12 protein-coding genes are annotated in these 13,582 nt (G+C 67.0%); 5 read left to right on the top strand and 7 right to left on the bottom strand.

Annotation, left to right across the window (positions count from 1 at the left end; genetic code table 11):
- Nucleotides 1–54: 54 nt before the first annotated feature.
- Together ABZ412_RS09160 and ABZ412_RS09165 are read right to left on the bottom strand one after the other, a co-directional pair.
- Nucleotides 55–795: a hypothetical protein gene (locus ABZ412_RS09160; RefSeq protein WP_357278312.1), complete on the bottom strand. Its 741-nt coding sequence runs from the start codon at nucleotides 793–795 to the stop codon at nucleotides 55–57.
- Between the two features lie 309 nt (nucleotides 796–1,104).
- Nucleotides 1,105–1,665, bottom strand: a complete 561-nt coding sequence (locus ABZ412_RS09165) for a helix-turn-helix domain-containing protein (protein ID WP_357278314.1) — start codon at nucleotides 1,663–1,665, stop codon at nucleotides 1,105–1,107.
- An 85-nt stretch (nucleotides 1,666–1,750) separates the two neighbouring features.
- Here ABZ412_RS09165 and ABZ412_RS09170 point away from each other — a divergent pair, with 85 nt between their 5' ends.
- The 5 genes from ABZ412_RS09170 to ABZ412_RS09190 all read left to right on the top strand — a co-directional run bounded on the left by ABZ412_RS09170 (nucleotide 1,751) and on the right by ABZ412_RS09190 (nucleotide 8,952).
- Entirely contained in the window at nucleotides 1,751–3,352 is a 1,602-nt protein-coding gene (locus ABZ412_RS09170; protein WP_357278316.1) for a family 20 glycosylhydrolase, read from the top strand.
- Nucleotides 3,353–3,560: 208 nt separating this feature from the next.
- A complete protein-coding gene (locus ABZ412_RS09175) occupies nucleotides 3,561–5,162 on the top strand; it encodes an MFS transporter (protein WP_357278318.1) in 1,602 nt (533 codons plus the stop codon).
- The gene (locus ABZ412_RS09180) at nucleotides 5,159–7,651 is read left to right on the top strand and encodes a glycoside hydrolase family 3 C-terminal domain-containing protein (RefSeq protein ID WP_357278321.1); all 2,493 of its coding nucleotides are present in this window, start codon (nucleotides 5,159–5,161) and stop codon (nucleotides 7,649–7,651) included. Before ABZ412_RS09175 ends, ABZ412_RS09180 begins: the two co-directional genes overlap by 4 nt.
- Before the next feature lie 201 nt (nucleotides 7,652–7,852).
- A complete protein-coding gene (locus ABZ412_RS09185) occupies nucleotides 7,853–8,557 on the top strand; it encodes an IclR family transcriptional regulator (RefSeq protein WP_357278323.1) in 705 nt (234 codons plus the stop codon).
- Nucleotides 8,557–8,952 carry a transcriptional regulator gene (locus tag ABZ412_RS09190; protein ID WP_357278325.1) on the top strand — a complete coding sequence of 132 codons (396 nt, stop codon included), beginning with the start codon at nucleotides 8,557–8,559 and terminating at the stop codon, nucleotides 8,950–8,952. The genes ABZ412_RS09185 and ABZ412_RS09190 overlap by 1 nt, the downstream gene beginning before the upstream one ends.
- Before the next feature lie 17 nt (nucleotides 8,953–8,969).
- Here ABZ412_RS09190 and ABZ412_RS09195 read toward each other — a convergent pair whose 3' ends face one another.
- The 5 genes from ABZ412_RS09195 to ABZ412_RS09215 are packed head-to-tail and all read right to left on the bottom strand — an operon-like array spanning nucleotide 8,970 to nucleotide 13,580.
- Entirely contained in the window at nucleotides 8,970–10,250 is a 1,281-nt protein-coding gene (locus tag ABZ412_RS09195) for an MFS transporter (protein WP_357278328.1), read from the bottom strand.
- 56 nt (nucleotides 10,251–10,306) lie between these two features.
- Nucleotides 10,307–11,047, bottom strand: a complete 741-nt coding sequence (locus tag ABZ412_RS09200; RefSeq protein WP_357278330.1) for an SDR family oxidoreductase — start codon at nucleotides 11,045–11,047, stop codon at nucleotides 10,307–10,309.
- A gap of 54 nt (nucleotides 11,048–11,101) precedes the next feature.
- The gene (locus tag ABZ412_RS09205; RefSeq protein WP_357278332.1) at nucleotides 11,102–12,283 is read right to left on the bottom strand and encodes a lipid-transfer protein; all 1,182 of its coding nucleotides are present in this window, start codon (nucleotides 12,281–12,283) and stop codon (nucleotides 11,102–11,104) included.
- On the bottom strand, nucleotides 12,283–13,332 hold the full coding sequence (locus ABZ412_RS09210; protein WP_357278334.1) for an acyl-CoA dehydrogenase family protein: 1,050 nt from the start codon (nucleotides 13,330–13,332) through the stop codon (nucleotides 12,283–12,285). The genes ABZ412_RS09205 and ABZ412_RS09210 overlap by 1 nt, the downstream gene beginning before the upstream one ends.
- Nucleotides 13,332–13,580, bottom strand: a complete 249-nt coding sequence (locus ABZ412_RS09215) for an OB-fold domain-containing protein (RefSeq protein ID WP_357279007.1) — start codon at nucleotides 13,578–13,580, stop codon at nucleotides 13,332–13,334. Before ABZ412_RS09215 ends, ABZ412_RS09210 begins: the two co-directional genes overlap by 1 nt.
- Between the last annotated feature and the right edge of the window lie 2 nt (nucleotides 13,581–13,582).

The following is a 13,582-nucleotide window of genomic DNA, read 5'->3' on the forward strand; positions in this document are numbered from 1 at the left end:
ACGCCGTGAGCAACGATCCAGCCGTCACAGTGACGATGGCAGCCTTGCGGATCATCACTGTCCGGCCTCCGGCTGCTCGGGGGTCGGCTTTGCCAGCCCGGGTAGCTGAGACGCGTACTGACTCTGTCCGGGAGCGGCCTGCATGGTGGTGTAGTAGTTCCACATGCCCTGGAGCAGTCCGGGAGCGCCGCCCAACGCCAGACCGACGACCCCGCCCGCCGCGCCCATCATCGTCATCAGCGGCGCCACCGTCAGCACGCAGCCGATGCTGAGGACCAGGCACGATGCCCCGGCAATGGCGAGTCCGGCACCGACACCGATCACAGCGCCGACGATCGTCCCGACCAGCGTGCCGGCGGACAAACCGAAGCCGACCGAGTTGATCAGGTCGTTCATCGCCAGCTGGTTTTCCAAGGGCGAGGCGACCGGGCGCACCGCCGACCCACCGGTATTCGCCGGCAGCTGCGGAGTCAGCCGCACCGTGTGGCCGTCGGCCGAGATCTGCGTGGCGATCGGGTACCGCTGTCCGTCGAGAACGTAGGCCGTGGGCGTCGAATCGACCGTTGCCCCCGACGAGTTGTGCAGCGAGACGGTCCCGGTGTCCGTGTCCCGCACGAACTTTCCGTCCTCGGCGGTCGCGACAACGCTGTCGCCGACGATCGCCCCCTGGTAATGCGTCGAATCCGCGGGGGCAGCGGGCCCCGGCGACGCGGAGGCGTCACCGGACGCGGCGACGCCGGCCGTTGCCATCATGGCAGCGATCACCACCGGGCTCATTCGCCTGTAGAGATTCATCTTGGTCCTCATAATTCCGATTTGATTAGGCGGTTGAGAAAAGGGCGCGACCGCAGACAGAAGAAACTGGGGATGCACAGCGCCTAATCGACTGAACGTTCAGAGTCGCGCCGATGACCTAGATTACATAATGGTCGACGAATTGGGGAGAGTTCGGAAAGATCTGGAGAATCGTTATTATGCGAGAATTCATAGGAACACGAATAGGCGCCGACTGACACATCCGCCAGCCGACACCAATTCAGGAACACGTAATTAAAAGAAGACGCATTTACCTCCCGGAAGAGAGCAGGGATTTCGAGGCCGAGTTCAGTTACCGAGGTGCGACAGGAGCACCTTGCGCACCGCCTGCCAGTCAGCGAGTCGTTCTTCGAGTGACACGCCCCGAAGTGCTTGGGCCCGTGAGCCTTCGAGGATCAGCCGCACGACCCTGAACAAGTCGTCCGAATCGCCGGACTCGTCCGCTACATACGGTCGAACAGATTCGACCATTCGGTCGAATCGTTCGGCGAAATACGCGTGCGCGGGATGGAAAGGATCCTGAGCCTCCGCCTCGAGTGCGTCGAAGTTCTTCGATTCCTGAGCGCGCGAGCTGTAGTAGTCGACGCCCGCGTCAAGGATTGCGAGCAGCCCCTTGCCGTCGACCTGGTCGAACACAGCGGCCGAATCTGCTTTGTCGCGCTCATCGAGCACCGCGACCAGCAAGGTCTGCATGTCGGGGAAGTAGTGCATCAGCCCGGGCGCGGACATGCCGCAGCGGCGCGCGAGCTCGCGGATCGACAAGGCCCGAATCCCGTGTTCGGCGATGGTTTGACGGGCAACGGCCAGAATTTCCAGACGCCGAGCTTCCGGCGTCATCCGTTTGGCCACAATTGCCCTCCTCGTTGCGATGCGGATCTCGTCACCCTTATGCTCACACTATCTTACACGTGTTAGATAGCGGAAGGGAACGGCTTTGATCATTCCGAAGACGTACGAGCACCGGCCGGGCACCGGCTGGTTCGTGCTGGAGGACGGCATGACCGTGGCGGTGGATTCGCCCGAACTCCGCGATGTCGCCGAGGGATTCGCGAACGAGCTGCGGACCGACACCGGCATCCGACTGCTCGTCACGATGGATCCCGCACCCTCGGCGGCGCTCCGAGTGCGGCTCGACGACCTCGGCCTCGACGATCTGCCCCGGTCCCGGGGAGGCCGCGCCGACGGCGCGGTCTCGGCGGACGAGAGACACGGGCTTCGAGTCGACGAGGACGGCGTGGTGGTCTGGGGCCCCGGCCCAGAAGCCGTGTACCGGGGGTTGACGTCCTTTCGCCAACTGGCCGCGGCGACATCGGCCGCTGGGGCGGCCCGCATCCCGACGCTGTCGATCCGCGATGTCCCCGATTACTCGTGGCGGGGGCTGACCCTCGACGTGGCCCGGACATTCCATGACGTGGACACGGTGAAACGGGTCATCGACATGCTCGCGCTCTACAAGTTCAACGTGCTGCACCTGCATTTGACCGACGACCAGGGCTGGAGGTTCGACGTCCCCGGGTGGCCCCGACTACTCACGGTCGGTGCCGCCGGAGCTGCCGAAGACCGTCCGGGGGGCTTCTACTCGCGCGCGGACATCGCCGAGCTCGTCGAATACGCCGCGGACCGCTTCGTGACCGTGGTGCCCGAGGTCGATATGCCGGGCCACAGCGCAGCCGCGATTCGCTCGTATCCTGAGTTGGCGCCAGAGAATCACGGCGGCGCGGTCTATCTCGACCCGGCGGCTGATCGAACATGGTCGTTCGTCGAGGACGTGGTCGCGGTGCTGGCCGACCAGTTCACGACCTCGGCCTTCATTCACATCGGTGGCGACGAGGCGTTCGGCATGCCGGCCGACGATCACATCGCGTTTCTCGAGCGGGCCGCAGCGATTGTCCGAGAGCAGGGCAAGGACGTCATCGGCTGGCAGGAGATGGCTCGCACCGAAGTCTCCGCCAGAGAAACCGTGCAATATTGGATGAGCCTGACCGAAGTGGACGCCATGCTCGGGTCGCAACGGCTGGAAGAACTCATCCCCCCGGAATTCGTCGAGGTGGTGCGAGAGAACTTGGAGCGCGGCCGGACCGATCTCCAGCGAGCACTCGCGTTGGGCGCGAATATCATTGCGTCGCCGACATCCCGCTACTACCTCGACCGCCCGTTCGCGGATTCAGCCCTCGACCCGAGTCACGAACAGGCTCGAAGCCGCCTCGGGATGGCCGCCTATACGCCGACCTCGGTGGAGGATGGGGTGAACTGGGAAATCGAAGACGAGCTCCCCGGCGTCGATCTGGACACCCGGCTGGTCGGGTTCGAGGCTGCCGCATGGTGCGAAACGGTCACTGGACGTGAGGATTTGGAGCTACTGCTCCTTCCGCGATTGGCCGGTGTGGGTGAACGATCCTGGCGCGCCCGCACCAGGCCGGACTGGCTCGATTACAGGCAGCGTCTCGCCGCTCATTCGAGAGTGTGGAATGCCCGGGGATGGAACTGGTTCACCGCGTCATCGGTCCCCTGGATCGACGCTCCGGGCAATAGCTGAGAGGCGATTGTCGAGAAAATCTCGAATTCACCGCCGCCAAACCCCTCTTGTGCAATAATTCACTCACTCAACTCATTTGGTAGTTGAGTTCGTCGAGACGACATGAGCGCGTTCGATTTCGCCCTTTCCGGCGCAACCATTCTGATCGCTGCTCCCGTTGCGTGATGTCACGCGTTTGTCGTCAGTTGTATTCCCGAAAGGGGTTGGTATGTCCACAACTCCCACTGTCGAGCCCCGTGCCCGAGTGTTCATCGCGGTGGTGTTGATCGTGCTGTTCAGCGAGATCGCACCGATCCAGACACTGATGGCCGCAGCCGCTCTGGACAAGATCGCGGCCGCCTTCCCGGGCAGTGGCGCGAATTCCGCGTGGACCATCATCGTGTCCGGTCTCATCGGAGCCGCCGCCGCACCGCTGATCGGCAGGATCGGCGATAGTTGGGGCCGCAAGCGAACGTTCGTGGCATGCGGCGTGCTGTTCGCGGCGGGGTCTCTGGTCTGCGCGCTGGCGGGCGGCTGGGCGGTCTTCCTGTTCGGCCGGTGCCTGCAGTCCTTCGCCGTCGCGGGTGCGGTCGTCGCCTACGGACTGGTCCGGGATCTGCTGCCGCACAACGACCCCGCGCTCGGGTTCGGCGCGATCGCCGCCGGATCCGGGTTCGCCACGGCCGTCGCGCCGCTGGCTGTCTGGCTCAACGGAGCGCACGGCTGGAGCGCGGCATTCTGGCTGTCGCTGGCGTTCACGCTGGTGCTGATCCCGTTGATCGCGCTGGCCGTACCGGGTTCGAAACCCGTTGCGCGCCAGCGCCTCGGTCTTACCGGCGCGGCCCTGGTCACAGTCGGCGCCGCACTGGTGATGGTTTATGTCGACCGGGGGCAGGACTGGGGCTGGACCAGGTCCACGAGCCTGGCCTGGCTGGTCGGCGGGCTGGCGATACTGGCCGTGTTCGTCCTCGTGCAGCCGCGCCTGCACGTGCCGCTGATCGATCCGCTCGTGTTGCGCCGGCCTCGCTTCGGCCTGCTGCTCGCGGTGGGACTGCTCGCCTCGTGCACGATCGGTGTCCAGACCTACGCGATCACCTACATGGCCCGCACGCCCAGCCCGGCCGAGATCGAAAACAGCGTCGTCGCAGGCACACTCGCGAAGATCACACAGGCCACCGGAACGCTCCTGCCGCCCGAGGCGATCGAGGTGAGTTTGGTCCCGGGCTTCAGCTACGGCAGTGGCTTCACCACCCACGAGTACGGCCTGCGTATCGCGCTGCTGCAGGGCATGATCACGATTGCCTTCGGCGTGATCGGCGCGGTCGTGGCGCGTCGGCTCGGCGCCCGGCTCCCGCTGTTGTCGGCCGCGGCGCTGTTCGCCGCGATCGCTCTGGTCGAGGCCGCCGGATCGCACACCTGGGACATTCTCACCCTCACCAACGCGGCCTTCGGGTTGGCGCTCGGCTTCTTCTACACGGCCGCAACGGTTCTCGTCGCCGAGACGGTGCCGCGCGAGCACACCGGTGCGGGCTTCGGCATCTTCGCCCTGGTCCAGGGTGTGGGTACGGCGGTCGGTGTCGCTGTCGTCATCGCCTCCGCGGCAGCGCACCCGATAGCGGCCAGTGTGCGTGTCCCCGGAATGCCACCCCAGCTCAATCCGATTCCCGGGGTGTTCGCCGACCGGGGCTTCGAGTCGGGATTCTGGTTCGCCACGGCGACCGCGTTCGCCGCACTGGTCCTGTCGTTGCTCGTACGCCCCGCCCGAGCCCCACTCGGCACCGGCAGGACCTCCGATTCCGAAAACCGCGACCTCACACCGGAGAAGAAATGAATCACCCCTTGCCCGCCGACTCGCCCGATCTGGAAGCGCATCTGACCGCGCTGCTGGACAAGCTGACGACGCAACAGAAGGTTCGGCTCCTGAGCGGCGAATCGGCCTGGTCGCTGCCCGCCGAGCCCGCCATCGGCTTGCGGTCGATCGTCATGTCGGACGGTCCCTCCGGTGTCCGCGGTGTGTCGATGGACGACCGGGACCCTTCGGCCGGCCTGCCTTCGGCCACCGCGGTCGCCTCGACCTGGGACCTGGAACTCGTGGACCGGCTCGGTGCGCTGATCGCGGCCGAGGCTCGGGCGAAGAAGGTCGATATCGTGCTGGGGCCGACGGTGAATCTGCACCGATCTCCGCGTGGTGGAAGGCATTTCGAGGCGCTCAGTGAGGATCCGTGGCTCTCAGGCCGGATCGGCGCCGCCTATGTCGCGGCGGTGCAGGCGCACGGTGTGGGCGCCACAGCCAAGCACTATGTCGCCAACGACAGTGAAACCGAGCGGCTCACCGTGGACGCACGAGTGGACGAGCGCACCTTGCGCGAGGTGTACCTGGCGCCGTTCGAGCGAATGGTCGTCGAGGCCGGAGCGTGGCTGGTCATGTCCTCGTACAACCAGGTCAACGGCGCCACCATGAGCGCGAATCCGCTGCTGCGCACGCCGCTCAAGGACGAGTGGTGTTTCGACGGCGCGGTCGTCTCGGACTGGACCGCGGTCCGTGACACCGTCGAATCGGCCGCCTCCGGTCAGGATCTGGTCATGCCCGGCCCCGACACCCTGTGGGGTGACGCGCTGGTCGAGGCCATCCGAGCCGGAACGGTCGACCAGGCCGCCGTCGACGACAAGGCGCTGCGGTTGCTGCGGCTGGCCGCCCGGGTCGGGGCGCTGGATTCCGTCGCGCCGGTGGTCGCTCCGCCCGCGCCGTGGCATCGCGATGACATCCGGTCGCTGCTGCGGCGGGTCGCCGCGGATGCCATGGTGCTGGTGCGCAACGACGGAGTCCTGCCGATCGCCGCGGACACCGCACCTCGGCTCGCGGTCATCGGCCACCATGCGCGCCGGGGCCGCAGTCAGGGCGGCGGCTCGGCCATGGTGTTCCCGGAGACGGTGGTCTCGCCGCTGGAAGGCCTGCGCGAGCACTACGGCGCCGACCGCGTCGCCTACACCCCCGGACTGGTGCCCAGCGCTGAACTGGCCCCTTTCGAACGGGGTACCGTTACCGACCCGGTCACCGGAGGACCGGGCATCCGGGTGCGCTATCTGGACCCGCAAGGCACACCGTTCGCCGAGGAGATCTTCCCGACCGGCCGATTCGGCTGGTTCGGCGACGAACGGCTCGCCCGAACCGCGACCCTGCAGATCACCGCCCACTACACCCCGGACCGCACCGGCCATCACCGGCTCGGCGTCGCGGGCATCGGCCGCCACACGTTCCGGATCGACGACCGCGTGCTCAGTGCCGGCCCGATCGTGGCGGACAGCGACGATGTGCTGCAGGCGATTCTGAATCCGCCGTCGCGGGCCTTCGATGTCGAACTCGACGCCGGGCGGACGGTCGAGATCATCCTCGAATTCCAGCCCGATCTGCCCGGCGGCTTCCCGCTCGCGCGGCTCGCACTCGGCACCGAGGACGTATTCGGCACGCCCGCCGAGGAATTGGCGCGGGCCGAAGCCTTGGCCGCGGCCGCCGATATCGCGATCGTGGTCGTCGGCACCACCGAGACCATCGAATCCGAGGGCTTCGACCGGCCCACCCTCGCCCTGCCCGAGGGCCAGGACGAGCTGGTGCGCCGGGTGCTCGCCGCCAACCCCCGCACGGTCGTGGTGGTCAATTCCGGTGGCCCGGTACTGATGCCGTGGCTGTGTGACGTTCCGGCAACCCTGCTCGCCTGGTTCCCGGGCCAGGAATTCGGCGCGGCGCTGGCCGATGTCCTCAGCGGCGACAGCGAACCCGGCGGCCGCATCCCCACCACCTGGCCGGCGGCCGAGGCCGACGTGCCGGTCTGGCAGGTGGAGCCGGTCGACGGGCGACTCGACTACACCGAGGGCGTCCACGTCGGCTACCGGGAGTGGTTGCGCCGCACCGCCGTCGGCGGTCCCGCACCGGCCATCCCGTTCGGGCACGGGCTGGGCTACACCACCTGGGAGATCGCGAAACCGGCTGTCACGACGGCGGACGACGGCCGGGTCACCCTCACCGTCGACGTCACCAACACTGGATCGCGACGTGGAAAACATGTTGTACAGGCGTATCTTTCGCGTACCGCACCGTCGGCGATCGATCGTCCCGCGTGCTGGCTCGCCGGCTATGCGCTGGTGCACGCGGAACCGGGCGCGACGGTCACCGCCCGGATCGGTATCGAACCCCGCTCCCTCGAGCACTGGTCGACCGACGAGCACGCCTGGGTCCGGGAACCCGGCTTGTTCAGCGTCCGAGTCGGCGCCGGGGTGGCCGACCTCGGGGCAGCGGTCGAACTCCCCGCGCCGCGCGTCTGATCCGACCTCGAAGGCAGGCAGACACCGCCGACCACTGGGCAGAATGAATTTCAGTTTTGCCTTCCCGCGAGGTCAGGGCGCTGCTAACCTGGAACCCGTCACTAGAATTCATTTCAGTTCGTTCCCGGAGGTCGTGTGACTGCCTCACTCGAAGCTTCACATCCCCAGAGTTCACAGCTCCCGCCCTCGATGATCGAGAGGATGAGCCTGATCCTCGACACGTTTCCCTACCGCACCAGCCGCCTGACACTCGACGATGTCGCCCGGGCTACCCGGCTGCCTCGCTCCACCGCCCACCGGATCATCGAACAGATGGTCCGGGTCCGGTGGCTCGATCGCACCAGCTCGGGCTACAGCCTGGGACCACGGGCGCTGCGGGTCGGCAGCAACGACGACACCCACGCCCTCAGATCGGCGGCCGCGCCGTTGCTGCACACATTGATGCTGCGCACGGGTATGACAGTGCACCTGGCAACCCTCGACAGAGGGCAGGTGTGTTTCCTCGACAAGATGGGCGGACACTCCGCCAGCAGCGTGCCGTCACGCGTCGGTGCGGCAGCACCCGCGCACGCGACGGCGCTGGGCAAAGCAATGCTGGCCTGGCTCATGCCCGAAGAAGTGGACCGCCGCGTCGCCGGCACGATGACCCGGTCGACCGCGAGCACCATCACCGATATCAACCTGCTGCACAAGCAACTCGGCGCCGTACGCGTCCGAAACGGCATCGCGTTCGAGCGTGGAGAATGCTTCGACGACATCGCCTGCACCGCAGTCGCCATCCGCACCCCGCTCAACAGCACAATCGGTGCAATCTCGTTGACCGGCAAGAGCGACGCGCAGCTCGAGCGAGTCGCGCCACTGGTGCTCGACGCTGCGCGACAGGTGACCACCGCGATCTTTCACTGATGCCCAGTCCGTTCGGCCGGCGATTGAACGCCCTGTTCGACCAGTGGGCGCAACAACACCAGCAGCGTTTGACCAATCACCGGTTGGTTACCGAGCTCGACCGTCGCGGCTTCTCGGTATCCGAACCGTATGTGTCCCAACTCCGGCGCGGTCGCCGCTCCCATCCTTCATCGGCGCTGGCAGCCGCTCTGGCCGACTTCTTCGACGTCGACCCGGACTACTTCGGCGACGGCGCCACGCACTGCGACGCGACCGACAACAACCGCGTCATCGCCGATATCCACGACGACACGCTGCGGCAACTGTTGAGCACGGCCACCGAGCTGTCGTCCGAGTCCCTCGACCACCTGAGCATGCTCGCCGTCCGGTTGCGCCGCGCCGAGAACCTTCCCTGAGCCGCCGGACGGCGGGGTCATCGGGTTTTGACCGGAAGGATCGCGAGGGCGCCGAGTCCGGCGACAAGTGCCACCACCGGGTACAGCGTGCCGTAGCCGTGCGAGGCTGTGACGATCGCCGCGGCCGCCATCGGCGCGAAGGTGCTCGGCAGGGTGGACGCGATATTGATGATGCCGAGATCCTTTGCGGCACTGTCGGCGTCGGGGAGTACCTGGGTGACCAATGCTTGATCGACGGCGAGGAAGGTGCCGAATCCGATCGTCAGCACCACGGTGGATCCGATCAACCCACCCACGGTCGGAGACCAGATCGGGAGCAGCGCCGAGGCGGCGATGATGATGCCGCCGGCGAGCACGATGGGTTTGCGTCGACCGATTCTGTCCGACAGCGGTCCTGCGATGCCGAGGGCCAGCAGGAATCCCGGCAAGCTGACCAGACTCAGAATCGGGGTGAGGTGCGTGGCTTCCGTGAGTGTCAGGCCTATGTAGTCCTGGGCGATATAGAGCTGGTAGGTCAGCACCATGTAGTAGCCGCCGCAGATCAGAAACCGGCCGAGGAACACCCAGAAGAAGTCGGGATGGCGTCTGGGATCGACCCAGAACATGTGCAGCACAGTGGAAACCGAAAACGGGGGTCGGCTGCTGTTTCGATTGTCGGCATCCGGGTTCGCTAACAGGAATCCGAGCGCGAAGACGAGGGTGATGGTGGCGACGACGGTGTATCCCAACGGGATTCGGTCGGCGAAGATCGCCCCGATCACCGGACCGAGGATCGCCGCGATCACCGTTCCCAGACCGGCCAGGGTCGAATAGCGGCCGCGGTGATCCACCGGCACCCGGTCCGGCTGAATCGCGGTGAGGGGGCCACCGAATGTGTTGAAGCCCAGATAGGCGATGCTCGCGGTCATCAGCAGCGTCGCGACCGACGTGGACAACCCGGCCGCGATCAGGCCCAGGAATCCGAGCACCGCGCCCGCCAGCATCCACGGCGTTCGCGCTCCGAACCGCGTCCGCGTGCGGTCGGACCAGACGCCCACCACCGGCTGAGTGAGCACCGAGACGGTCGCGACGACCGCGTTGACCAGTGCGAGCTGCTGCACTTTGTGCTCGGGGTCCATCGACTGCACCTGCAGCGCGGCGAAATACGCGACGGACCCGAAGCACAATTGCGGGCAGACGTGCGCGAACGGCGCGCTGAGGAACAGACGCCGCAGCGCACGGTCGGCGGTCGGGCGCCCCGCGGCCGAGGGAACCTGGGACGGCGGAGGGCTGGCGTCGGTCGAGGTGGCTGGGGCCATCGGGTGTCCTTGGGGCGCTTGACGATAGCGGGCGGGAGGTCCAGGCGATGCGGCCGTTACGCCATGAAGGCGGCGCCGCCGTCCACGCTGATCGTGGTCCCGGTGACGTAGCTCGCGTCCGGTCCGGCCAGGTAGACCACGGCCCGGCCGATGTCGTTCTCGGCATGGCCGAGGCGGGGAATCGACAGGTTGGCGAGGATGCTGTCGAGCTGTCCCGGGTGCTTCTCGAATTCGGCTGCCGCGGCGTCGGATAGGACGAACGGGCAGATGGCGTTCACGGTGATGCCGGATCGGCCCCACTCGCGCGCGGCGGCGCGCGTGATTCCCGCGATCGCGGATTTGGCCGCGATGTAGGTGACGAAGTTGGGAATCGCGGTCACTTCGGAGCCGGAACGAAGGTTGATGATCCTGCCTCCGTCGACGAGGTGCGGATAGCAGGCGCGCATGAAGTACAGGGTGGCCATCGGACCGGTACTCATCGCCAATTCGATGTCCTTGTCGCTGGTTTCGGTCAGCGGCAGCAGTGCGGATGCCATGGCGTTGTTGACAAGAATGTCGACGGTCCCGAACCTGGCGACAACCTCGTCGACGAAGGCGTTGACCTGGGAACTGTCGCGAATGTCGCAGATCTTGGCGAGTGCGGTGTCGTCGCCGAGTTCGGCGACGAGATCGTCGGCCGCTTTGATGTCGGGTATCGCCACGCGGGCTCCCGCATGTGCGAGGGCGAGTGCGATACCCCGGCCCACTCCCCCGGCTGCGCCGGTGACGATGGCGACTTTGCCATTCAATGTCTGCATGCCTGTTTTCTCATTTCTTGTCGAAGCCGGGTATTGCCGGATTTGCGGGGTGGATCAGGGGCGGATATTGCCGAGGACGAGGCCGCTGGTCGGCACGCCTGTGCCCGCGGTGACCAGGACGCTGGTGAGGTCGGGCGGCTGGTTCACCGCCGTTCCCCTGACCAGTCGCACCGCCTCCGCGATGCCGTTCATGCCATGCAGGTACGCCTCGCCCAGCTGGCCGCCGTGAGTGTTCAAGGGCTGTGGGCCGCCGGGGTCGAGGTGGCCGTCGGCGAGCAGATGGCGTGCTTCACCGCGGACGCAGAAGCCGAGTTCCTCGAGCTGCGGCAGCACCAGGGGCGTGAAGTGGTCGTAGAGAATGACCGCTCCCATATCGCGCGGCCCGAGCCCGCTCTGGTTCCACAGCTGCCGCCCGACCACTCCCATCTCGGGAATGCCCGAGATCGAGGGCCGGTAGTAGGAGGTCATCATGAGCTGGTCGTCGCCGGCGCCTTGGGCCGCACCGAGCACGTAGGCCGGTGGATGCCGCAGGTCACGCGCCCGTTCCGCGGACACGACCACCACCGCCTGGGCGCCGTCGGTTTCCTGACAGCAGTCCAGCAAGTGCAACGGTTCGGCGATCCACCGGGACTTCTGGTGGTCCTCGAGGGTGATCGGGCGACCGTGAAACCAGGCCCGCGGGTTCGTTGCCGCGTGTGCGCGATCGATGACCGCGACGCGACCGAAATCCTCACTCGTCGCGCCGTACTCGTGCATATAGCGGCGAGCGAACATCGCCACCCACTGCGCCGGGGTGGACAGCCCATAGGGTGTCATCCACGAGTAACTCGCGCGGTCGGCGCTGGTGTCCATCGGCCTGTCCGCCTGGCCCAAACCGTAACGCTCACCGGAGCGTTCGTTGAACGCACGCCAGCACACGACGACCTCGGCCAGCCCGGCGACGATCGCCGCGACCGCATGGGCGACGGTGCCGCAGGCCGCGCCACCGCCGTGCCCGACTCGGGAAAAGAACGACAGTTCGCCGATACCGACATTGCGCGCGACGTGATTCTCGGACGACGACTCGGCGGTGAATGTCACCATGCCGTCGACATCACCCGGGGTCAGTCCCGCGTCGGCGATGGCGGCCGTGACCGCCTCGCAGGCCAGCCGCAGCTCACTTCGCCCGGACGCCTTGGAGAATTCGGTGGCCCCGATGCCGGCGATCGCCGCCGCACCGGTGATGGATGGGCTCATCATTCGCTCCTTCCGAGCTCGTCACCGAGTTCCTGGAGGACGGCTTCGGGTCCGCCGAAGGTGGCGGCGAGTTGTTTGCCCCAGAGGAAGTGGCGGTGGACGGGGTAGTCGGTGTCGACGCCGATGCCGCCGTGGACGTGCTGGACGCGGTGCACGACGTCGAGTCCGGCCTGCCCGCACCACCATGCGGCGACCAAAGCCGCTCTGTCCGCGTGGTTTTCGTCGGCATCACAGGTGAGGGCCTGCCACAGGGTCAGGCGCATGGCGTCGACGTCGGTCCAGCAGTCGGCCAGCTGGTGCTGCACCGATTGGAACGAGCCGATGGCGCGGCCGAACTGGCGGCGGTCGCGGACATAGTCGGCGGCCAGGCGCAGCGCGCCGTCGGCAACGCCCACCTGCAGTGCGGCCACCGCCAGCCGCGACCAGCGCACCACCTCGGTCACTGTCTGCCTACCGCCGACCCGCAGCGCCGGGGTCGACTCGAGCACCAGATCCTGTGCGCGGTCGAGATCGGTGGTCGGCGCGGGTTCCCAGGTCAGATCGTGGTTCGTCACCAGGTACAGGCCCGGCCCGTCGTCGGCGACGGCGGAGACGAGCACGAAATCGACGCCCTCGGGTGTCGGGACCGCGGCCTTGACACCCGACAATCGCCATGTGCCCGAGCCGCTTCCGCTCTCGGCGGGGATGGCTCGGCACGTCGGTGCGGCTGCGGCGGCGCTCCCGTATTCCTCGAGCGCTACCGTCAGCCGGACGGCGCCGTCGGCCACGCCGGTGAGCACGTCGGCGCAGGCGTGGCGGGCCAGCGCCGAGGCGGCGACGACATGTGGCCAGACCGGAGCGGCCGAGACGGTCCGGCCCTGTTCTTCGAGCAGCACGCAGGCGGCGTCCATGCCCAGTCCGGCTCCGCCGTGCTCGTCGGGAAGGGCCAGCCCCAGCAGTCCGGTACGGCCGAGTTCGGTCCAGACGGCGTCGGAATCGCCGAGCGCCGAGAACACACGGGCGGCCAGCGCCTGAACCTCGAGCAGTTCATCGGTGAGTCGGAAGTCCATCAGCGTTCCTCGATAGTGGCCGGAGAGAAGACCGGCAGGCTCAGTTCGGAGTCGGCGTCGAACCAGCCGAGGGTCAGTGGCATGCCGATGTCGAGGTCGGCGACGGCGACATCGGTGAGATTGGTGATCAGCCGGGTTCCTTCTTCGAGCTCGACGAGCCCCACGATCAGCGGGTAGTCGAAGGCGGGATGACGGGGATGGTGGGCCACGACCCAGGAGTAGAGGGTGGCCCGGCCGGTTGCCTGCACGG

It is taken from the genome of Nocardia sp. NPDC005746 (genome assembly GCF_040630785.1).
Taxonomy (GTDB): Bacteria; Actinomycetota; Actinomycetes; order Mycobacteriales; family Mycobacteriaceae; genus Nocardia.